General features: G+C 61.2%; 17 protein-coding genes. 5 read left to right on the forward strand and 12 right to left on the reverse strand.

The window, feature by feature from the left end; all coding sequences use genetic code 11:
• Positions 1-102: 102 nt before the first annotated feature.
• The 5 genes from dop to LDN75_RS13490 all read right to left on the reverse strand — a co-directional run bounded on the left by dop (position 103) and on the right by LDN75_RS13490 (position 6749).
• Positions 103-1776, reverse strand: a complete 1674-nt coding sequence (dop, locus tag LDN75_RS13470; RefSeq protein WP_275959784.1) for a depupylase/deamidase Dop — start codon at positions 1774-1776, stop codon at positions 103-105.
• Positions 1773-3581 carry a proteasome ATPase gene (gene arc / locus LDN75_RS13475; protein WP_223932798.1) on the reverse strand — a complete coding sequence of 603 codons (1809 nt, stop codon included), beginning with the start codon at positions 3579-3581 and terminating at the stop codon, positions 1773-1775. The genes dop and arc overlap by 4 nt, the downstream gene beginning before the upstream one ends.
• Positions 3582-3677: 96 nt before the next feature.
• Positions 3678-4754 carry a tRNA (adenine-N1)-methyltransferase gene (locus LDN75_RS13480; protein ID WP_223932799.1) on the reverse strand — a complete coding sequence of 359 codons (1077 nt, stop codon included), beginning with the start codon at positions 4752-4754 and terminating at the stop codon, positions 3678-3680.
• A gap of 111 nt (positions 4755-4865) precedes the next feature.
• Positions 4866-6029: a site-2 protease family protein gene (locus tag LDN75_RS13485; protein ID WP_223932800.1), complete on the reverse strand. Its 1164-nt coding sequence runs from the start codon at positions 6027-6029 to the stop codon at positions 4866-4868.
• Positions 6030-6749, reverse strand: coding sequence for an HAD family phosphatase (locus LDN75_RS13490; RefSeq protein ID WP_223932801.1), 720 nt, complete (start codon positions 6747-6749; stop codon positions 6030-6032).
• A gap of 122 nt (positions 6750-6871) precedes the next feature.
• Between LDN75_RS13490 and LDN75_RS13495 the strand changes: the two genes are divergently transcribed.
• Complete coding sequence (locus tag LDN75_RS13495; RefSeq protein WP_223932802.1) at positions 6872-7777, forward strand: PAC2 family protein; 906 nt, start codon at positions 6872-6874, stop codon at positions 7775-7777.
• 88 nt (positions 7778-7865) lie between these two features.
• On the opposite strand, the gene mshC is transcribed toward LDN75_RS13495, so the two are convergent.
• Positions 7866-9143, reverse strand: a complete 1278-nt coding sequence (mshC, locus tag LDN75_RS13500; protein WP_223932803.1) for a cysteine--1-D-myo-inosityl 2-amino-2-deoxy-alpha-D-glucopyranoside ligase — start codon at positions 9141-9143, stop codon at positions 7866-7868.
• Positions 9144-9158: 15 nt separating this feature from the next.
• Positions 9159-9992 carry an undecaprenyl-diphosphate phosphatase gene (locus LDN75_RS13505; protein ID WP_223932804.1) on the reverse strand — a complete coding sequence of 278 codons (834 nt, stop codon included), beginning with the start codon at positions 9990-9992 and terminating at the stop codon, positions 9159-9161.
• Positions 9993-10043: 51 nt separating this feature from the next.
• Here LDN75_RS13505 and LDN75_RS13510 point away from each other — a divergent pair, with 51 nt between their 5' ends.
• Positions 10044-10976: an aldo/keto reductase gene (locus LDN75_RS13510; RefSeq protein ID WP_223932805.1), complete on the forward strand. Its 933-nt coding sequence runs from the start codon at positions 10044-10046 to the stop codon at positions 10974-10976.
• Positions 10977-10988: 12 nt separating this feature from the next.
• On the opposite strand, the gene rfbA is transcribed toward LDN75_RS13510, so the two are convergent.
• On the reverse strand, positions 10989-11855 hold the full coding sequence (gene rfbA / locus LDN75_RS13515) for a glucose-1-phosphate thymidylyltransferase RfbA (RefSeq protein ID WP_223932806.1): 867 nt from the start codon (positions 11853-11855) through the stop codon (positions 10989-10991).
• Positions 11856-11909: 54 nt separating this feature from the next.
• Between rfbA and rfbB the strand changes: the two genes are divergently transcribed.
• Entirely contained in the window at positions 11910-12908 is a 999-nt protein-coding gene (gene rfbB / locus LDN75_RS13520) for a dTDP-glucose 4,6-dehydratase (RefSeq protein WP_223932807.1), read from the forward strand.
• 3 nt (positions 12909-12911) lie between these two features.
• Positions 12912-14321 (forward strand): bifunctional dTDP-4-dehydrorhamnose 3,5-epimerase family protein/NAD(P)-dependent oxidoreductase, encoded by a 1410-nt coding sequence (locus LDN75_RS13525; RefSeq protein WP_223932808.1) that lies wholly within the window; start codon positions 12912-12914, stop codon positions 14319-14321.
• Here the strand turns inward: LDN75_RS13525 and LDN75_RS13530 are convergent.
• Positions 14313-15173: a glycosyltransferase gene (locus tag LDN75_RS13530; protein WP_223932809.1), complete on the reverse strand. Its 861-nt coding sequence runs from the start codon at positions 15171-15173 to the stop codon at positions 14313-14315. The two genes, LDN75_RS13525 and LDN75_RS13530, sit on opposite strands and share 9 nt — an antisense overlap.
• Before the next feature lie 305 nt (positions 15174-15478).
• Between LDN75_RS13530 and LDN75_RS13535 the strand changes: the two genes are divergently transcribed.
• Complete coding sequence (locus LDN75_RS13535) at positions 15479-18250, forward strand: WecB/TagA/CpsF family glycosyltransferase (RefSeq protein ID WP_223932810.1); 2772 nt, start codon at positions 15479-15481, stop codon at positions 18248-18250.
• Between the two features lie 31 nt (positions 18251-18281).
• On the opposite strand, the gene LDN75_RS13540 is transcribed toward LDN75_RS13535, so the two are convergent.
• From LDN75_RS13540 to LDN75_RS13550, 3 genes are read right to left on the reverse strand one after another with little or no spacing between them, the layout of a single operon-like run.
• A complete protein-coding gene (locus LDN75_RS13540; protein ID WP_223932811.1) occupies positions 18282-19436 on the reverse strand; it encodes a glycosyltransferase family 4 protein in 1155 nt (384 codons plus the stop codon).
• Complete coding sequence (locus LDN75_RS13545) at positions 19417-20799, reverse strand: O-antigen ligase family protein (RefSeq protein WP_223932812.1); 1383 nt, start codon at positions 20797-20799, stop codon at positions 19417-19419. The genes LDN75_RS13540 and LDN75_RS13545 overlap by 20 nt, the downstream gene beginning before the upstream one ends.
• A 45-nt stretch (positions 20800-20844) precedes the next feature.
• Positions 20845-21510 (reverse strand): hypothetical protein, encoded by a 666-nt coding sequence (locus LDN75_RS13550; protein ID WP_223932813.1) that lies wholly within the window; start codon positions 21508-21510, stop codon positions 20845-20847.
• Between the last annotated feature and the right edge of the window lie 2 nt (positions 21511-21512).

A 21512-nucleotide genomic window follows, 5' to 3' on the forward strand; every position in this document is an offset into this window, starting at 1 on the left:
GTCAGCCCCCGTTTGTGGGGACTTCCTACTGCCATATTGCCACGCCATGGGCTGCTGCGCCCGGCTTTGCCAGGGCACCATTTTTGCTCGTGGCTGAATGCCTCAGCTCTTGGGCGGCGGCGGTTTTTGACCCAGCAATTCGGCCAGGAACGAGCCAGCGTCCTGGTGCCTGTCAAAGAGTGCACCGGTCAGCGCCCGGGTTCCCCGCAGTGGTTCCCGGGTGGGGACGCGCTGCAGCTTCCCGAGTCCCGGAACATCGAAGATTACCGAGTCCCAACTGGCGCCGACAACGTCTTTGCCGAAGGTTGAAACACACCGTCCGCGGAAGTACGCGCGAGTGTCCGACGGCGGTTCGCCCACCGCCCGGGCGATCTCGGCGTCGTCAACGATTCGGGCCATCCTGTCCTTGGACAGCAACCTGTAATAGAGGCCCTTCTCTGGCCGTATATCTGACCACTGGAGATCTACCAACCCGAGCCTGGCGTCGTCCCAACCAAGGCCGTCCCGGTTTCGGTAGCCCTCAAGGAGCGACTTCTTCGCCACCCACTCAACGGATGGCGCCGCGGCAGCAGGATCGCTGCCAAGTACTGACAACGTCGATTCCCAGCGCTCCAGGAGGGCGTGCGTGTGCCCGTCGCCAGTGACCGAATCGGCAACTCCGGTCTCTTGCGCCAGCTTCGCCGCCGCCTCGTAGTACATCCACTGGATGTCCAGAGCGGTTACCCTGCGTCCGTCCAACAGCCGGACCGTAGTGGCCAGGGTTGTGTCATGGCTGATGGCCTGCAGCGCCTGGACGGGTTCGTGGACTTCGATCCGGGGTGCCTGGCCTGCCTCGATGAGGCTGAGAACCATGGCCGTGGTGCCGAACTTCAGGTAGTTGGAAACCTGGCTGAGGTTCGCGTCACCGATGATGACATGGAGCCGACGGTACTTATCCGCCGTCGCGTGTGGCTCGTCCCTGGTGTTGATGATGGGGCGTCGGATGGTAGTTTCAAGGCCAACCTCAGCCTCGAAGAAGTCTGCCCGTTGGCTGATCTGGTAGCCGGCAGTGGAACTGTCTTGTCCGATCCCCACACGTCCGGCCCCACAAACCACCTGCCGGGACACAAAGAACGGTATGAGCCCCCGGATGATGTCACCAAAGGGAACGGACCGGGGCATGAGGTAGTTCTCGTGCGAGCCATAGGACACCGATTTGTTGTCAGTGTTGTTCTTGTAGAGGTTGATCGGCGGAAGGCTCGTGTCCGCCGCTACTTTCCTCACGGTGGCTAGGGCTACGAGATCGCCGGCGGCATCCCAGGCAACCGCGTCCCTTGGGTTGGTAACCTCCGGGCTCGAGTACTCCGGGTGCGCATGGTCTACGTAAAGGCGTGCACCGTTGCCAAGGACCATGTTCATGAGGAGCGAACCGGATTCGTCCTGGCCATCCAGTTCCAACTCCTGGCGACCATACGCCAACGCTACTGCCTCGGCGTCGAGCACTGGCGGCTGGTCAGTCAGCTGGCTGGGATCGGCGCTTGCCCGGTCCACGGTCCAGCCGCGGGCATCGTGCAAAGGTTCTTCGTCCGTGTAGTCCCATCGGGTTTCCGCTCCACCGGCGGCGCGTTGCCGGGTAACCGTGGCATAGGCCTGGATAATCCGGGCGGACATCATGGTGGCGTTGGCCCCCGGCGCCGATGGCGCATGGATTCCATACTCGGTTTCGGAACCCATGACGCGCATGGCGCCGCCAACAGGCAACCTCTCGCCGGGCACGCCCTCGGTTCGGGCCGTCACAGGTACTGGCCCGTGTTGGCCGTGGTCTCGATCGACTTGCCAGGTTCCTGGCCGGCCTTGCCTTGCACGATCGTGCGGATGTACGTGATCCGTTCACCCTTCTTCCCCGAGATCCTTGCCCAGTCATCAGGGTTGGTGGTGTTCGGCATGTCCTCATGTTCCCGGAATTCGTCCACTACGGCCCGCAACAGGTGGTCGATCCTCAGACCCTTCTGGTGGTTGGTCAGCAGGTCCTTGATCGCGTACTTCTTAGCCCGGTCCACCACGTTCTGGACCACTGCACCTGAGTTGAAGTCCTTGAAGTAGAGCATCTCCGTATCGCCGTTGGCGTAGGTGACTTCCAGGTACTCGTTCGACTTCTCGGTGGAGTACATGGCCTCAACCGTGCGCTGGATCATGGCGTCGACCGTGGCCTGGACGTCCCCGCCGTACTCAGCCAGGTCCTGCGCGTGGAACGGCAGGTCCGTGGTGATGTACTTGCCAAAGATGTCTGCTGCGGCCTCGGCATCGGGCCGCTGGATCTTGACCTTTACGTCCAGGCGGCCGGGACGAAGGATCGCGGGATCGATCATGTCTTCACGGTTTGAAGCACCAATGACGATCACGTTGTCCAATCGCTCCACGCCGTCAATCTCGCTGAGCAGCTGCGGGACGATGGTGGTTTCGACGTCGGAAGACACACCGGTGCCACGGGTGCGGAACAGCGAGTCCATCTCATCGAAGAAAACCACAACGGGGCTGCCATCGGATGCCTTTTCGCGGGCGCGGGAGAAGATGAGCCGGATATGCCGTTCGGTTTCGCCGACATACTTGTCCAGGAGCTCGGGTCCCTTGATGTTGAGGAAGTAGCTCTTGAGGTCGGTGTTTCCGGCGCGCTCAGCAGCACGGGCGGCCAGGGAATTTGCCACGGCCTTGGCGATGAGGGTTTTGCCGCAGCCTGGCGGACCGTACAGCAGGATGCCCTTGGGCGCCTTGAGACCGTGTTCCCGGTACAGGTCCGGATGCAGGAACGGGAGTTCCACAGCATCGCGGATCTGCTCGATTTGGGGGCCTAGGCCGCCGATGTCCTGATAGGTAATGTCCGGGACTTCTTCCAGGACAAGGTTCTCTACCTCGGCGCGCGGGACTTTCTCCAGCGCATAGCCGGTGCGGGAATCCAATGACAAGGCGTCGCCCACCTTCAGGTGCACGCTTTGCAGTGCTCCGGAAAGCCGGACCACCCGCTCCTCATCGGCCCGACCAACTACCAGAGCGCGGTCCTTGCCCAGCATCTCCTTGAGCGTGACGAGTTCACCCGCACGCTCGTAGCCAAGTCCGGCGACCACCAGCAGGGCCTCGTTCAGGAGGACTTCCTGTCCGACGGCGAGTTGGTTGACATTCACCAGCGGGCTGATGCCAACGCGCATCTTGCGGCCCGCATTGAAAATGTCCACGGATTCTTCCGTGGCCGCCTGCCCCGAACTGCCTGGGCTTGGCTGCCTGCGGGGGTTGATCTGAACCACGGTCCCGAAGCTGTAAGGCGGCTGCCCTTCCTGCTCCAAGGCACCCTTCAAGCGGAGGATTTCACCCTTCGCCGTTTCAAGCATGCTGACGAGCTTGCTGTTGTTCTGGGTGGCGGCGGCAAGCTGGCGGTCGATGTGGCGAAGCTTGTCCCGGAGGATGTTGATCTGCCGTTCGGCCACGGTCAATTCACTCGAGGGGTCGGGCGGCTGGATGGCGGCAAGCCTCCGGTTTGCTGCCTCTTCAGCTGCGGCGTTAGCTTCCTCCGGCGTCGGCCGTCCAATGTCGTTGTTCGACGTATCCACGATTCATCAGCCCCTTCCTGCGCTTAACAAGACCTTAGTCCCGAAAAGCTCAGGGTGCTTCGTGACATCCGGAATGCGGACCCTATTGTGACCTTTTCAGTTTGTGACCGAGGGGTCGTCCTGGACGTTGGTTCCGGCAATGGCATCGCGTGCGGCACGGCGGAGTTTCTTGTCTGATACCGCGCGCTCCCCCACCGCCCCCGGAGTCCAGGCGTTCAGGTCTTCTGCGCTGAATTCGGTCTTGGATGGGCGCCGCTTGACGGAGATCCCAGTGACGCCGTCGGCGAGCCGCCTGGTGACCAGAAGGAATCCCGTGTGGGCCACCATACGGTGATCAGGACGGACTGCGAGTCCTTCGAGGTGCCAGCCGCGGACCATGGATTCCCAGGCGTCCGGTTCCGTGAAGCGTCCGTCCGCCCGGATGGCCTCGGCGGTGCGGGAAAGCTGCGTCACGGTGGCCACGTAATTGATCCAGACGCCGCCAGGGGCCAGGACGGTTGCCACCGCGTCAAGGCACTCCCACGGAGCAAGCATGTCAAGCACTACACGGTCTACGGAGCCAGGTGCCTCGGCACGGACCACCTCTTCCTGGAAATCCCCCAGGGAGATCTGCCAAGCCGGGTGCGGGCCACCGAATATCGTCTCGACGTTCCCCCGGGCGATGTCCGCGAATTCTTCGCGGCGCTCAAAGGAATGGAGGTAGCCGCCATCGCCCACTGCACGGAGCAGGGAAATGGACAACGCACCGGAGCCCACGCCGGCTTCAACAACGCGCGCACCCGGGAAGATATCAGCCATGGTGACAATCTGGCCGGCGTCCTTCGGATAGACAACGGCCGCGCCACGGGGCATGGACAAGACGAAGTCCGAGAGCAGGGGACGCAAAGTCTGGTACTGCTGCCCGATGTTGTTGCTGACCACCGAGCCATCAACCTGGCCGATGATTTCATCGTGGTTCAGGAAACCGCGGTGGGTATGAAAAGCTCCGCCCACTTCAAGCGTGATGGTGTTCATCCGGCCACGCTCATCCGTGAGCTGCACACGCTCGCCCACGCGGAAAGGCCCACGGCGCCGCGCTGCCCCTGTTGGCTGCATGGCAGAGTCAGTGGCTGGCTTGTCGGTGCCGGTCTCCGTGCCTGCGCTTGTCTCAGCCGCGGCGGTTTCGCTGCTCATGTGGTGTTCCTCGCTCCTGGGCGGCTGCGCCGCCATGTGTTGCTGCCGTATGGGCGCCGAAAATCGATGGTTTGTTTTGTGGACCGGCAGGTAACTCTACCGGCAAGGGCGTCAGGCGCGCCCGCTGCCCCGGGCTTCTTTACCTGTAATCGCTGTCACTACTGCCTGCTGGCGGAGCAAACCGGTCACGGTTCCGTTGTGGTCCACCACAGCGTATTCGCCACCCTCCAGCCGCGCCAGATACTGAATCAGCTCCTGGCCCTTGGACCATTCCGGGACGTAGGCACCGGCCGCCAAGGCGTGCGCTACGGCGGTGACCGGCGTCGTCGCTACCGCCTCAGGAGGGACCGCGGCAGCTGCGCCCGGATCCACTACTCCCTGCGGCTTTCCGTCAGGTCCGCAAATCACGACGGCGGGACTCCCTGCCGGGGACACCGCCAGGACGTCTGCCACAGTGGCCGCGTTCGGCAGGCCCACTGCTGGCTCCGCGAGGCCGGCCGCGCTAACCAGGTAAAGGCGGCTGCGGAGCTTTGCGTGGTTGATTGAACTCGATGCGCCCATCCACAGGAAGCCGCAGACGAGGACGGTGATCAGCATGAGGTTGATGTCCAAGGGTGCGCCGCTCAAGAGCGGCACTGCGATAAACCAAATGACCAGTGCGGCAACGATGACGCGCCCGGACCAGCCCGCGGCAATGGTTCCCTTGTCCTGGCTGCCCGTGGCCTTCCAGACCGCTGATTCCACCAGCCGGCCGCCATCCAAGGGCAAACCGGGAAGAACGTTGAAGATGCCAATGAGGAGGTTGGCCCACATAAGGATGTTTGCCAGGATTTCAGTGACGCCACCGAGGATACCCGCCGAAAGGACAGCCCACATTCCGGCGGCCAGGACAAAGTTTGAAACCGGTCCGGCGAGGGCAACGATTACAGAGCGTCCCGGCGATGCGGTGAAGTTCTCGAACTGGGTATGTCCGCCCCACAGATTCAGGACAATCTTTTCCGTGGGCCAGTTGAACGCCTTGGCGCTGAGCGCATGGGCAAGCTCGTGGACCAAGACGGAGAGCGCGAGCAGCAAGGCATAGCCGAGGGCAACAAAGTAGGCCCAGATGCCGAGGTTCGGCATTCGCACCAGCAGCGCTGGCCCATAGACGATCACGGTGAAACCGGCGATGACGAACCACGAGTACGCGAGGTATACGGGGATACCGCCGATTTTTCCTAGTGGGATGCCGTCCTTTTTGGTGGCAGCATGATGTGGCGTGGAGGAGCTGCTCACCTAGTTTGCCCCTTCAAGGAGGTTCCGTGGCGCGAAACGGTCTACCACCAATTGGCTGACGTCCGCCGCGGATCGGCCCACCAGGGTTTCCCACATGACCATTCCGGGATATTCGGGAAGCGGAACCTGGTGTGGGATGCCCACAGTCAGTACGCCGGATGCCAAGGCGGCCGTGGCTCCCGGAATGGAATCTTCCAAGGCGACGCAGTGATCGATGGTCAGCGAGGAGTCATCGAGCCGAAGTCGTTCGACAGCCGTCAGGTAGGCCTCGGGGTGGGGTTTTCCGTTGGTCACACTGTCTCCGGTGACCAGGAATTCGAAGTACGGCTTGGGGAGGCTTTCAACAATAACGCCGGCCAACGGGCCCTCGGACATGGTGACCAGGGCGCAACGGATGCCCGCCTGGTGCAATTCGTCCAGCAACTCGCGGGCGCCGGGACGCCAGGGAACTTCAGTACGGACCTGCTTGATCACCTGCGCGCTGAGCGTATCCACGATTTCCCGGGCTTCAAGGCGGACTCCAGCGGCCTGCAGCACCGCGGCCGAGTGCAGCAGGGACTGGCCCACCAACTGCATCGCCTGCTGGTGTGACCACCTCCCCCCGTGCGCCTCCACCAGTGCGCGCTCGGCGGCAATCCAGTAAGGCTCAGTGTCCACAAGGGTGCCATCCATATCCCAGAGCACGGCTTTGAGAAGGGGCTGACTGGATGACGAAGGCATGGTTTCAAGTCTACGTGGAACCCGGGGCGCTTCCCGCCGGGCTTGCGCTGTGGGCGAATACAGGACACGCTTCGACGCGAAATGCCATGCATCCACAAGGGTCTTGGACGTAGGGTGAGTGGATGAACAGTGTGGACGGGACCCCCGAAGGACAGGACATCACCGCGGAGCCCGAGCGTTTCCTTAAGGAACCCGCGGAAGGCCAACGCGTCACCGTAATGATCGCTGCGTTTGAAGGCTGGAACGACGCCGGTGAGGCCGCCAGCGATGCGCTGCACTACTTGAACAAAGTCTGGGACGGCAAGAAGGTTGCCACGGTAGATGCCGAGGAGTACTACGACTTCCAGTTCACCCGGCCAACCGTGCGCCGCACGTCCTCGGGTGCGCGGAAGGTCAAGTGGCCCTCAACGCGGATCTACAAGGCCTCAGTTCCGGACAGCAATGTGGACGTGGTGTTTGTTCTCGGCACCGAACCTTCATACCGTTGGCGGGCCTACACCACCGAACTTTTGGTCCATGCCGAGGCGCTAAAAGTCGATTCGGTCATTCTTGTAGGTGCACTGCTGGCCGATGTACCCCACAGCCGGCCAATTCCGGTCAGCACCACCACGGAAGACAGTTCGCTGCGGGAACGGCTGAATCTGGAGGCTTCCCAGTACGAAGGACCCGTGGGAATTGTTGGTGTCCTGGCCGAGTTCGCCATGCTTGCCGGGCTGCCAACGGTTTCCCTGTGGGCAGCTGTGCCCCACTATGTCGCACAACCGCCCTCACCCAAAGCCCAGCTGGCCATCCTTCACAAGATTGAAGACCTGCTCCAGGTTCCCTTGGACAGCCAGGCCCTGGCAGAAGAGTCGGAGGCCTGGGAACGGGGCGTCGATGAACTCGCCACAGAAGATCCTGAGATTGCTGCCTACGTGCGCCAACTGGAGGAAGCCAAGGACACTGCGGACCTCCCTGAAGCGTCGGGCGAATCCATCGCCCGGGAATTCGAGCGGTATTTGAAGCGCCGTGGCAAGGACCGGCCCTAGGGGCAGAACCACTTAGACAACTACCATCTCCAAAACCAACGGCCCTGGCGATTAGCCAGGGCCGTTGGTTTGTGTTGCCCCGGTTCGGCTAGAGCTCCACGCCGAGCAACGCGTCGACGGCATCGCCCATAAGCGCGGCGTCCAGCTCAGACATCGGAGCATTGGTGCTCAATGCCTCCTCAGCCCAGCGGTCGACGGCGGCAATGGCTCCGGGAGCGTTGAGGTCATTGGCCAATTCCCGGCGCATGGCCTCGACAAGTGCGGAAGCCGAACCAGCAGGAGCCACGTCGCGCGCTTTTCGCCACCGGGCCAGCCGGTCCTTTGCTGCCGCAAAGTCCTCATCGGTCCAGGACCAGTCCGAGCGGTAGTGGTGGGCGAGGATTGCAAGGCGGATGGCCGCTGGTTCTTCTCCGGCGGCGCGGAGTTTGGAGACAAGTACCAGGTTGCCCTTGGACTTGCTCATCTTTTCTCCGTCAAGGCCCACCATACCGGCGTGGGCATAGTGCCTGGCCAGCGGAACGCCAGCCAATGAATAGGCGTGTCCTGCTCCCATTTCGTGGTGCGGGAACACGAGGTCAGAGCCGCCGCCCTGAACGGTGAAGGGTGCGGGCAGGTACTTCTGCGCGATGACCGTACACTCAATGTGCCAACCGGGACGGCCGTCCCCCAAGGTGGCCCCCGGCCAGCTGGGTTCGCCTTCCCGGGCTACCCGCCAGAGCAATGGATCGAGTGCTTGGCGTTTTCCCGCCCTGCCCGGATCGCCGCCACGCTCTGCAAAGAGGGCAAGCATTTCCGCTTCGCCAAGGCCTGAAACGTCGCCCAACGTCCACGCATCCGTGGCGTCGGAGCGTTTGCCTGCCGCTTCGACGTCGTAGTAGACGTCGCCGTCGGGCTCGCCATCCGTACCCTGTACGCGGTAGGCGACGCCGTCAGCAATGAGCTGTTCGATCGCGGGCACGATGTCCGGGATGGCCTCGACCGCGCCGATGTAGTGATCCGGGGCAAGGACGTTCAGGGCGTCCATGTCAGTGTGGAACAGTTCAATCTGGCTCTGCGCCAAGTCACGCCAGTCCACGCCGGTGGCGGTGGCACGCTCGAGGAGGGGGTCATCGATGTCGGTGACGTTCTGAACATAGGCTACGCGGATTCCGGCGTCCCGCCAGGCCCTGTTGAGAAGGTCGAAGGCCACATAGCTTGCGGCGTGTCCCATATGCGTGGCGTCGTACGGCGTAATACCGCAGACGTACATCGATTGTTCCGGCTGCGGCTCTATCTCCACGACGCGGCCCAAGGCGGTGTCGAAGAGGCGTAGTTGGGGCATACTGCCGGGCAGCTCAGGAACAGGGCGGGAAGTCCACGATTTCACGACTCAACCTTAGTGCTAGGCGCTGATCACATTGAAACCGAGCAGGACATACAGGGCCAGGCCGAGAAGGATGCGGTACCAGACAAAGAGCCTGTAACTACGTGTTGAGACGAACTTCAGGAACCAGCCGATGATGACATAGCCCACCACGAAGGCGATAACTGTGGCCAGTGCGGTCTCCGGAAGGCCGTAGGGACCGGCCAGGCCCTCCTTGGAGACCGTTTTATAGAGCTGGTAGAGGCCGCTGCCGAAAACCGCGGGAATCGCGAGGAGGAATGAGTAGCGGGCCGCGGCCTCACGCGTATACCCCATCAGCAGGCCGGCAGTAATGGTTCCGCCGGAACGCGAAACGCCCGGAATCAGGGCCATCGCCTGCGCAAAGCCATACAGAATACCGTGCTTGTAGCTGAGCTGTGTGAGATCGCGTTCCTGGCGGCCCACGGCGTCGGCAACTGCAAGGAACATGCCGAAGACGATGAGCATGGTGGCCACGATCCACATGCTCCGCAGGACCGACTCGATCTGGTCCTGGAACAACAAGCCCAGCACGATGATCGGAAGGCTGCCCAGGATTACCAGCCATCCCATGCGGGCGTCCGGGTCGCTTCGATCGACCTTTCCGCCCAAGGATCCAAACCAGGCACCGATGATCCGCACGATATCGCGCCAGAAGTAGACGATGACCGCCGTCTCCGTACCCAGCTGGGTGATGGCCGTGAAGGCCGCTCCGGGATCTGCTGCATTCGGAAGGAATGAGCCAACGATCCGCAGGTGAGCGCTTGAAGAGATCGGGAGGAATTCGGTGAGGCCTTGCACCAGGCCCAGCAGGGCTGCTTCTATCCAGTTCACGTGAATAGACCCTACGTCATGAAGACTGGGAACTCCCCGTAAGCTATCAGCATGCAGCAGCGTTATGTCGGGAACAGTGGGTTCCGTGTCTCCTCTTTGTCCCTCGGAACCATGTCCTGGGCGCAGGAGACGGATGAGCAGGACGCTGCCGAGTTGCTCCATGCTTTCGTAGCCGCCGGCGGCACGGTCATCGACACCGCTGCGTCCTACGCCCATGGGCAGGCGGAGGCGATGCTGGGCTCCATGCTGGGTGACGTCGTGGCCCGCTCGGAAGTCGTCATATCTACCAAAGCCGGCGTCTCGTCGTCGGAATCCAGGCGCAGTATCAACGCATCACGCGGTGCCCTGCTGTCAGCGTTGGATGCCAGCCTGGCACGGCTCGGAACCGATTACCTTGACATCTGGTTTGTCCATGAGTGGGACCCGAATGTTCCCCTGGACGAGACTCTCTCCGCATTGGAGCTCGCGCAGAGGACAGGACGCGCCCGCTATGTGGGAATTTCCAACTACAACGGCTGGCAGACGGCCAAGGCAGCGGCAGTCGCTGGTTTCACACTCGTAGCCAACCAATCCGAATACTCCCTGGTACAGCGCAAACCGGAGGAAGAACTCATTCCGGCCGTGGAAGACGCCGGGCTTGGCCTGATGGCCTGGGCTCCCCTGGGGCGTGGTGTTTTGAGCGGGAAGTACCGCGGCCAGATTCCTGCCGATTCGCGTGCCGCGCAGAGCCGGCTCGCCGGGTATGTCGAGCCATACCTTGAGCCGAAGGCATCACGGGTAGTGGAGGCCGTGGCTATGGCCGCGCGGGGTTTGGGGCGTTCGCCCTTGGACGTGTCCCTGAGTTGGTTGCTCTCGCGTCCTGGCGTTGCCACCGCGATCGTGGGGGCCAGGAACGCTGTCCAGCTCAAGGAATTGCTGGATGCGCAGTTGACGGTCCTCCCGGCTGAGATTTCGCGTGCCCTGGAGGACGTTTCCGCGACATAGCCGTTGCGTTCCCTATTGGCGGTCGAGGATATCCAGCAGGTAACTGCCGTAGCCGCTCTTGGCCAGCTTGGAAGCCTGCTGGCGGAGTTCGTCGTCGTTCAGGTATCCCATCCGCCAGGCCACTTCCTCCGGCGCTCCAATCTTCAGGCCCTGCCGGTTCTCGGTGGTGCGGACATAGTTTGACGCATCGTTGAGGTCGCTGAAGGTTCCTGTATCCAGCCAGGCAGTCCCGCGTGGAAATTTTTGCACGTGGAGCCTGCCGAGTTCCATGTATTGCCGGTTGATATCCGTGATCTCAAGTTCCCCTCGAGGCGAGGGTTTGAGGTCCTTTGCCATGGCAACGACGTCATTGTCGTAGAAGTACAGGCCCGGGACCGCGTAGTTGCTCTTCGGTGCCGTCGGCTTTTCTTCGATGGAGACGGCCAGCCCATCGTCGTCGAATTCCACCACGCCGTAAGCACTCGGATCCTTGACCCAGTAGCCGAAGATCGCTCCGCCCTCTACATCGGCGTACTTGCGGAACTGGTTACCCATGCCTGGGCCGTTGAAGATGTTGTCCCCCAGGATGAGCGCCACTTTGCCGCTGCCTATGTGCTGCTCCCCCAGGATGAATGCCTGGGCCAATCCATCAGGGGTAGGTTGTTGTGCATATGTGAGATTTATGCCGAATTGGGATCCGTCGCCCAGCAAGTTCTCAAACTGCGGCGCATCAGTGGGCGTAGTAATCACCAGAATGTCCCGAATGCCGGCCAGCATCAACGTGCAAAGGGGGTAATAAATCATGGGTTTGTCGAATACAGGGACTAATTGCTTGCTGATTCCAAGCGTTATTGGATGAAGCCGGGAGCCCGTGCCGCCTGCAAGAACGATGCCGCGCATATTAGCTGTCCCTTCCCGCTGCACATAGCCACAATTGACGGCTACGCTATGGCCATGCAGAGAATCCTTGTCACCGGCGGGGCCGGATTCATTGGATGCAACTTTATCCACTACATCATGGAGCACTCACGCCTCCATGTCACGGCCCTGGACAAACTCACCTATGCGGGAAACATCGAGTCCCTCGCCGGACTGCCTCCTGAACGCTTCGATTTCGTCCGGGGCGATGTCTGCGATGCCCCGCTGGTAGACCGCATGACGGCAGCCGTTGACGCAGTGGTCCATTTTGCGGCCGAATCGCACAACGACAATTCACTGGAGGATCCCCGGCCGTTCGTGGACACGAACCTCGTGGGGACTTTCACGCTCATCGAAGCGGCGCGGAAACACAGGACCCGCTTCCACCACATATCCACAGATGAGGTATACGGGGACTTGGCGTTGGAGGACCCCCAGCGTTTCACCGAGGCGTCGGTCTATCGGCCCACGAGCCCCTACTCTGCAACCAAGGCCGGTTCCGACATGTTGGTGCGGGCCTGGGTTCGGTCGTTTGGCCTCCAAGCGACCATCAGCAACTGCTCCAACAACTATGGGCCGTACCAACATGTAGAGAAGTTCATTCCCCGTCAGATCACCAACATCCTGGATGGCAACCGTCCCCGCCTCTACGGCACTGGGCGCAATGTGCGGGACTGGATCCATGTGGAGGACCACTCCTCGGCCGTGGCAGCAATTCTCGAGCATGGGCGGATTGGCGAAACATACCTGATCGGTGCCGACGGTGAGCAATCCAACAGGAACGTCGTCGAGAAACTGCTCCTGCACATGGGCCAGTCCCCGGAGGCCTATGACCTGGTAACTGACAGGCCCGGACACGACCTCCGGTATGCGATCGACTCCAGCAAGCTCCGGAACGAACTGGGTTGGATGCCCCGATATGCGGACTTCGACGCCGGACTGGCTGACACTGTTCGCTGGTACCAGGACAATGAGGCCTGGTGGCGGCCACAAAAGGCCGCAACCGAGACCAAATATGCAGGCCAGGGCCACTAGCCCATGGAGCCTGCTGAATTGACATCGCTTAGCACGCCGATTCCCGGGTTGGTGCTTTTCCATCTACCGGTCCACGGCGACAACCGGGGGTGGTTCAAGGAGAACTGGCACCGTAGCAAGATGATGGCGTTGGGCCTTCCGGATTTTGGACCCGTGCAGAACAACATCTCCTTCAATGCCAAACGCGGGACCACCCGCGGTATCCACGCCGAACCGTGGGACAAGTTCATTTCCCTCGCATCGGGGCGGATCTTTGGTGCGTGGGTGGACCTGCGGGACGGCCCCACTTTCGGAATGAGTTTCCATGCCGAACTGACGGCCAAGGATGCCATCTTCGTTCCCCGCGGTGTGGGCAATGCTTTCCAGACCCTGGAGGACGACACCGCATACACCTATTTGGTCAATGACCACTGGAGCGCCGGGGCGCAGGCCGAATATACATTCTTGAACCTTGCTGACGAAAACGTCGCCGTGCCTTGGCCCATACCGTTGGAACGGGCCATCCTGTCACCGCAGGACCGCAGTCATCCTCGGCTGCCAGCCGTCGCTCCCATGCAACCCAGGCGGACGCTGGTGCTTGGTGCGGACGGACAGCTGGGGAAAGCACTGAGGCAGGAGTTCGACGGCGACCCGACAGTGGACTTTGCGGGCAGGACGCAGTTCGATATTTCGGCAGAGGATTCCTTTCTCGCCACAGATTGGCGGAAGTACTCCATCATCATCAACGCGGCAGCCTTTACGGGAGTCGACGCGGCGGAGACAGCGGAAGGCCGTACTGCTGCCTGGAGCATCAACGCAGCCGCAGTGTCCCGTTTGGCGAGGACCGCCGTCGAGCATTCACTAACGCTTGTCCATGTGTCCAGCGACTACGTATTCGACGGTACGGCTGCCGTGCACAAGGAGGACGAGGCACCAGCTCCCCTGGGCGTCTACGGGCAAAGCAAAGCCGCCGGAGACGCTGCTGTGGCCGCCGTGCCACGGCATTACATCGTGCGGAGCAGTTGGGTAGTGGGCGAGGGCCGCAACTTTGTCCGCACCATGGCTGCGTTGGCCGCGAAAGGTGCAGCGCCCACTGTGGTGGGCGACCAGTGGGGACGTCTGACATTTGCGTCCGATATTGCCGCAGGCATCCGGCACCTGATCAACAGCCACGCACCTTACGGAACCTACAACCTCAGTAGCGACGGCGAGCCGCAGTCCTGGGCGGGAATTGCACAGGATGTTTATCGTCTCTGCGGCGCGGATCCCCGAAAGATCATCACCATCAGCACGTCCGAGTACGCAAAGCCCGGAACTGCGCCGCGTCCAGGCAGCAGCGTCCTGGACCTTTCGAAAATCAAGGAAACGGGCTTTAGTCCACCCACGTCCCATTCCCGGCTGGAAGCGTACCTGCGCTCCGAAACGTCACTTTGAGACGAAGCGTCCCGCTTTTCGCGCCACGAGGGTCTTGGTCAACTCCCTTAGCCGCGCGGGTTTTCGGAGGAGGCGAAGCAGAATTTTCCAGGCGCCCAGGACGCTGTCCACGATGCGGCTGGGCAAGTGGTCGTCCACATCGAGGGAAACGGAAAAGTGTGGGGAAATGCTTCGGGCACTTGCCCGCAACCCCACGACCTCGTTGAGGACGTTTCCACCGTGGATCACCTGCAACCACATCGGGTGGGCGGTCCGCACATTCAGAACGGGGGCGTACGCATCGATCCGGTAATGGTGTTCAACAAACACCGTGGCCGGACGGCGGTCCGCGGTCCGCTCAATCAAGCTCGAAAAAGGATTCATCGTATACGGGCGGATGTAAAGTTTCCGCTGGGCATATTGCGCCCCATTCACCAGATTAACGAAGGTTTTGTCCTGTTCCCTGAAACACCGTTGGATTGTCTCAATAAAGTCGTTTGATACGGCGTCATCGTTGTCAACCCGGGTGGTGATCACATAGGGAGTGGCACTAAGTTGGCCGATTGTGCGGCTAAGAAATTCCTGTGAGAAGGCACCCTCAACGTAAACGGGGCGAAAGACACCTTGCGATAGTTTGTCAATCTCCTGCCTCAACCACAACGGTGACAGGGAATCAAGGAAAACCAGCCAGGTAAACCGGGGTTCCGTTTGATTCCGGAAGCACGGGATGCAGTACATCTCAAAGAGTTGAAGTCGCTCGCGAAGCCATGCGTCCGTGGGTTCTGCCCTGTGATAAAAGCTGCGGACATTGAAGCGTGTCAGAACAAAATGGGTTGCCGAGCCCCCCGAGCAATCTGTGATTTCGCTGCCCATGTCCGTCCTCTACGTGGTCAGAGCTGGTCCCCTTCGTATCGACATAACGCATCCTCTCCCGGCAGGGGCCCGCAAGCAATACCCTGACTCAGCCGATCGTGGACGGACGCTCTGGTGCACCCGGGGAAATCGTCCTAAAGTAGCCCTACGGCAGGCTCGACACAAGCAGGGCCGGGAGACAACTCAAGTAAGTAAATTGCTCGGACGGCACCCGCCGTCCGGCTTCGGCGATCCGGGAAGTGCAGCAACTTGGATCGCCGGGCACGTTTGTGCCGTGAGTTGGATCATCGAGCCTGGAGCCGAGAATGCTGCACCCAGATACTGCGCCCTCCCGGGTCGCAACCCGCCACATTTCTTCCCGTCTTCGCCCGGGAGAAGCCAGAGGGCATGACTCCAGGCGTCCAACTGTTTCCAAGCGTCCAGCCGTTTCCCAACCCGGGCAGGGTTTGTGGGTAAGCCTGGGTGGCGTCCCCGTGAAGCTCCTGGAGTTTGACGGTGCCCTGCAGGAAATCATGGACCGGGCGACTTCGGTTGGCTCTTCACCTCTTGGCGTTTGTTCTGCGAACCTGGACCATATCCTGCACTTTGGTGCCGGCAGCAGGTGGATGGGCACCATGGCGGAGCACACGTCTGTCGAGTGGCTGACGTTGTTGGATGGAGCCCCGCTGGTTGCCCAGGCACGGCGCCTGACGGACCAGCCGTGGCCGCGACTGGCAGGAAGCGATCTTGTGGAGCCATTGCTGGACGAAGCTGAACGCCGCGGGCTCAGCGTAGGATTCCTGGGTGGGACCGAGCAGGCACAGGAACTTATCCGCAGCAGGTTCGCAGTGGAGCGTCCGGATTTGGCCGTGGCAGGCTGGTGGGCTCCGGAAAGGTCCGTGATCAGCGACGAGCAGGCTTCGTTGGAACTCGCCGCGCAGATAGCGGCCACTGCGCCGGACATCCTTGTGGTGGGCATGGGCAAGCCCCGGCAGGAACTGTGGGTCAGTAAGTATGGACGCCTCACAGGAGCCAAGATCCTGCTCGCGTTCGGTGCCGTTGTCGATTTTCTTGCTGGAAGGATCCGGCGCGCCCCATCCTGGATCAGTTCCCACGGCTTCGAGTGGGCCTGGCGACTTATGCTTGAGCCGCGCAGGCTTGCTCGCCGGTACCTGGTGGATGGGCCCGAGGCCTACCTGAAGCTGCGCCAGGTCAGCGCCGCAGACGTCCCGCCAACCGCACTGCCGATGAACCAAAGGCCAGAGGACCCAATCGTTGCCCCTGCCGAGGCCGGCAAACAGGCTCCGAGGCCCTTCCTGCTGGCTGGGGCCAAGGCGGACATCGCAGTCATAGTAGTTACGTACAATAACGCCGACGACGTCGGGCCTTTGATTTCGAGTCTGAGGGCAGAGACGGTTGACCAAACCATGAAGGTAGTGGTTGCCGACAACTCCCCTGACGAGCTCACGATGACCGAGCTTGCGCATCATCCGGACGTTATGGCCTTGCGCACGGGAGGAAACCTCGGCTACGCGGGTGGGATCAATGCGGCGCTGCGCGTGGCGGGCCCTGCCGACGCCTACCTCATCTTGAATCCGGACCTGCGCGTGGGTCCTGGCGCGGTAGCAGCATTACGTCGAAGGATGAGTGAGTCCCACGCTGGCGTGGTTGTGCCGGTCCTGCTGGAAAACGATGGCAAAGTCTATCCGTCGCTGCGCCGCGAGCCGAGTGTGATGCGCGCCCTGGGCGATGCCGCACTGGGCAGCCATCTGCGCCGCCGCCCCTCCTGGCTCTCCGAAATGGACTTTGACGTGGAGGGCTACCAATACGCCCATCGCATCGAATGGGCCACCGGCGCAGCCCTCCTGATAAGCGAAGATGCAGCACGGGCCGTTGGGGAATGGGATGAGCAATTCTTCCTTTACTCGGAAGAGACAGATTATTGCCATCGAATCCGCCAAGCAGGGAAATCGATCTGGTTCGAGCCCACAGCAAGGATGTGGCATGAAGGCGGAGGCTCGGGCACCTCGCCCCAATTGACGGCGCTTATGTCCGTGAATCGCGTTCGCTACGCATCCAAACATCTCGGGCGGAGCAAGGCCGTGCTCTTCCGGGCGGCTGTATTCGCTGCGGAATTGGCACGAATAAATAAGCCGGGCCACCGGGAAGCAGCACGGGCCCTGCTAAGGAAGCGGCTCTGGCCGACATTGCCCCATGCCACCCGATCCCCTGCTCTCCCTCAGGTCTTTCCAGCCGGAGCGGTCATCATCCCGGCGCACAATGAGGCAAAAGTCATCGGCCGGACACTGGAATCCTTGAAGGAAGTCATCAATGCCGGAACCGTGGACGTCATCGTGGCGTGCAATGGCTGTACCGATGATACGGAAACTGTGGCCTCCCACTATCGCGGCGTCAAAGTTCTGCACGTCGGGGAAGCGTCCAAGACAGCGGCGCTCAACGCCGCAGACGGTGCTACGGAGTTGTGGCCGCGCCTATATCTGGATGCGGACGTAGAGCCCACACCTGAGGCTGTCCGTGCCGTCTTCAAGGCCCTTGAGGGCGGGACCCTTCTGGCTGCGCGGCCGGCCTTCAGCTACGAAACCACAGGGGCCCCTGCGTTGGTCCGGGCGTATTACCGGGCCCGGAACCGGATTCCTGGAAACGCGCAAGGAATGTGGGGTGCCGGCGCCTACGCGCTGAACGCGAAGGGACATGAACGGCTGGGCGAGTTTCCAGCTTTGACCGGCGACGACTACTTCGTGGACGGTTTGTTCCAAGCCGGCGAAAAGCGGGTTCTGGCGACAGACCCGGTTGTCGTGAGGACCCCACGCTCATCGAGGGCATTGCTTGCCATTCTTCGGCGAAACTACCGGGGAAACCGCCAGCAAAGAGCGTCACAGGACCGTGGGTCGGGGGCATCTGGCTCAGCTTCCTCAACGCGGCAGACATTGCGGGAGCTTGCCGTTTCAATCCGGGGGCCAGTCAGCGCATTCGATGCCTTTGTCTATGCAGTTTTCGCTGTTGTTGGCCGGTACGGAGCATTCTTTCCCGGAGGAAAGAGCGATGGCTGGGAACGCGATGAAAGCAGCAGGCAATAATGCTTTTCGGGGCGTAGAGGACGGGCGGGGCCTAGCTGGACCTTAGTGGGACTCTGCTCCTCTTGGACCAAAAGTTCCTTCTGCTTGACCCCACCGACAATTCCAGCACAGTCCCCCTAACGTTCTCTATGAAGTCTTCCAAACGATGGTTTTGCTCCACATAGGCGCGGGCACGGCGCCCAAGTTCCTCCGCAGCTTCCGGATCGGCAAGAAAGGACTCTATGCGACTCCTCAGCGCAGAGGAGTCCCCGGTTGGCACGAATACTCCGTTGTCGCCGTCACGTATAACGTCCACCTGGCCGAGGGTTTGGGAGACAATGACCGGTCTTCCCATGGCCATACCCTCTAGAATGACGTTCACGCCTGCGTCAATGTCGGTGGGCAGCAGCGGGACAACCACTACCTTGGCGGCGGCATACGAGTCACGCAGCTCAAGGGACGTGAGCGGGCGAACCTGGCAATTATCAGGCCACCCTGGTTCATCGCGAACGTCCCGCGTGACGATTTTGTATCCGTCGAGGGCAACCACCAGCGAGGCCGCAATGTGAACCGGAACGTCCAGTCCCCTGACGGCGTTTGAGAAGGTCTGAAAGTCCCGTTGCGTGGACCCTGCTGAGAAAATGATTTCGTGCCCGGAGCCGGCTGGTTTGAAGAAGTCCAGATCGACAGGATGACGAACGAGGACAACATCCCCGGGATCAAATCCAATCTGTTCAATCGCTACGGCCCGTTGGATCGAGCTCCACGTGACGATTTTGTCAATGCCTGTCCGAACGAACCTGAGAGGCCATCGGACTGCCGGTTTTGACAGCCAGAACATCAGGGCCAAATGCGGGGTCTTGACACGAAGGATTGCGAACAGTGCCGCAACGGCGACTGAATGCCGCTCCGACCACGTAATAATGACGTCGTAGGAGCGGCTGATCCGCGTTGCTTCCAAGGCCTGGGCGGCAAAAGCCGGCAAACGCTTATAGATGTGTGCTCGGAAGCCCGCTGTCTGGCGAATGGTATTTTCATCCAGGACATCGCACTTGAGGGTTTCCTCAAACAGGAGACTGCGAGGCTCTTCGCCAGCCGATTCGCGGCGCTGCCGCTCGGAACGTTCCACGGTGGCGCGACCCCGGGTCTTGACGAGGAGGATTCTCGGCGCATCTGCCGGGAAGGCTTCATCTGTTCGAACCATCATCAACTCCGTCTCGACGCGGGCGCAGTAATCCGAAAACAGCCGTCTTTCCGCCGGGCAGCGCGCGCAGCCTCTCCGTAAGGAGGCCTCCCCGTTCATCCTGCACGATGCGCCACAACGCACCCGCGACTCCAAGCATGACGAACAACATGGCTGCGGCCATGGGAAAAGAGAGCCCATCGAAAAACGCGAAGGTAGCAGCAATTGCGGCCAGGGACGCCAGGACTGATTGGCTCATTTGACGCATTTCGTTGTCTACTGCCAGGCGACGCGCACGCCATGCGCAACTTAGCCCACTGGCGATCAAGGCAAGGAACATTGCCAGTCCAAGAACCCCCAGTTCCACAAGCAGTCCCAAATACTGGTTGTCGACGATGATGTACTCGGGAAGGAATGTTCCGAAAGCCCGTCCAACGATGGGATTGTTCTCCAGCATCCCCAACGCTGTCGAGTACCCGTTTGTCCGGGAAGTAATGCTGCTGTCGTCGCCTCCAACAGTGAACAGCCCCCGAAGCGTACCGAGCAATCCGGGAGTGACTACATAGACAGCGGCCACAAGTCCTATGGACGCCACATAGGCTCGGCGCCGCAATGATCTGGACCATGCGGGGATCAGGACAACGAAGGCTATGGCGACCGCGATCAGTGCGGACCGCGATACCGACAGGACGGAAGCTACGGCGATAGCTATCACTGGCAGCCACCGTAGTAGCCAATTCCTGGTGGTTTCCGTGAGTGCCAACGTCAACGCAATGGGGAATGAACTCGAAAGGACAACTCCGTACTCAAGAGGGTGGGAGGCCATGGCAGCAGCGCGGACAAATCCGCCCCTGACGTCAATGTTGGAGAAGTCGGCGCTCGATGACATGCCCGGTATGGTGATCCAGTCGATGAGGGATGCTCCTGTGACGAACTGAAGAAGTCCAAGGATTGCGGTGAATGTTCCCATCAATACGACACTGCGCATGACGGTGACCAGTCCATCTCGGTTCTTCAGCCCATCGTGGATCAGGAGGAGAATCCCGGCCCAGGCGAGCAACCGAATGAGTCCACCATCAGCGGGACTGGATTCCTTATCGGGTAAGCCGTGCAGCATGGCGACGGCGTAACTGGCCACAGCGACGGCCAAAAAGAGGGCTAATGCGAGCCGGACCGGGCGCCGCCCCACGGCCTCCGGCTTCGTCCTATGGACTTGGTACAGCACCCACCATATGAGTGCCAACAGCGCCCACAAGGTAGTCAACCGTCCTACAGTGCCTAAGGCGGATATTGTCAGGTTGGAGGGAACCGCGCACGTGACCACCAGATATATGGTGACAAACGTTGCGACCTCCGAGCGCTCGGGCTGCTGTGCTGTCTGGCCCATGGTTACACCCTGCGCGGCCCAGCCATCTGATGTGCCTCGCATCTCCTACTGCCCTGCCCCTCGAGGTATTCCGCGGCGCCGGGCAATCTGGCGTTCAACAGTCGCGGCAAAGGCGATTGCGGCAGCGCCTGACAGGGCCAGCCAGGCGCTGGCGCCTTTGACGCGGTCCGTCTGCGTACCCCCGCCGAAGATAATCTCGGGACTTGATGGCGTGGTCACAGTGGTTATCAGGGCGCCATGGACGTCCTGTTCCTGTTGCAGTGCGGCGGATTCCTCCTTGATTCGCTCGATGACTGCAGACAGGACTTCGTTGACCCTCTCCGCGCTCGAGTCCACCACTTGGACCGCCAACACCGGCCGGGAAAAGCTCTTGGTCCACTGGCCTCCGGTGTTGGGCAGCGTCACGGAATATCCGTGCTTGACCCCTGCTCCATAGAGGGTTCCCCGGGACAGGACCAAATTGACCGATGCGGAGTCATCGTTGACGCGCTTCTCCACCAAAGCGGCAAAGGGCACGAGCGCAGCCACATCTCCTCCTGGAACCCAGTAGGCCGGTTCGCCTTTGGGTGCAACGAATGAGACCTCTGCTTGCGTCCAATACACAGGATCCAGGGACCGGATGGCCCCCAGCCCTGCAAAGCCAATCAACAGAACAGCAACGGCGGCGTACCACCTCCTACGCAGGACCTGGAGCAGAGTTTTGGGAGTCATGG

The sequence above is a fragment of the Arthrobacter sp. StoSoilB5 genome, from assembly GCF_019977235.1.
Taxonomy (GTDB): Bacteria; Actinomycetota; Actinomycetes; order Actinomycetales; family Micrococcaceae; genus Arthrobacter.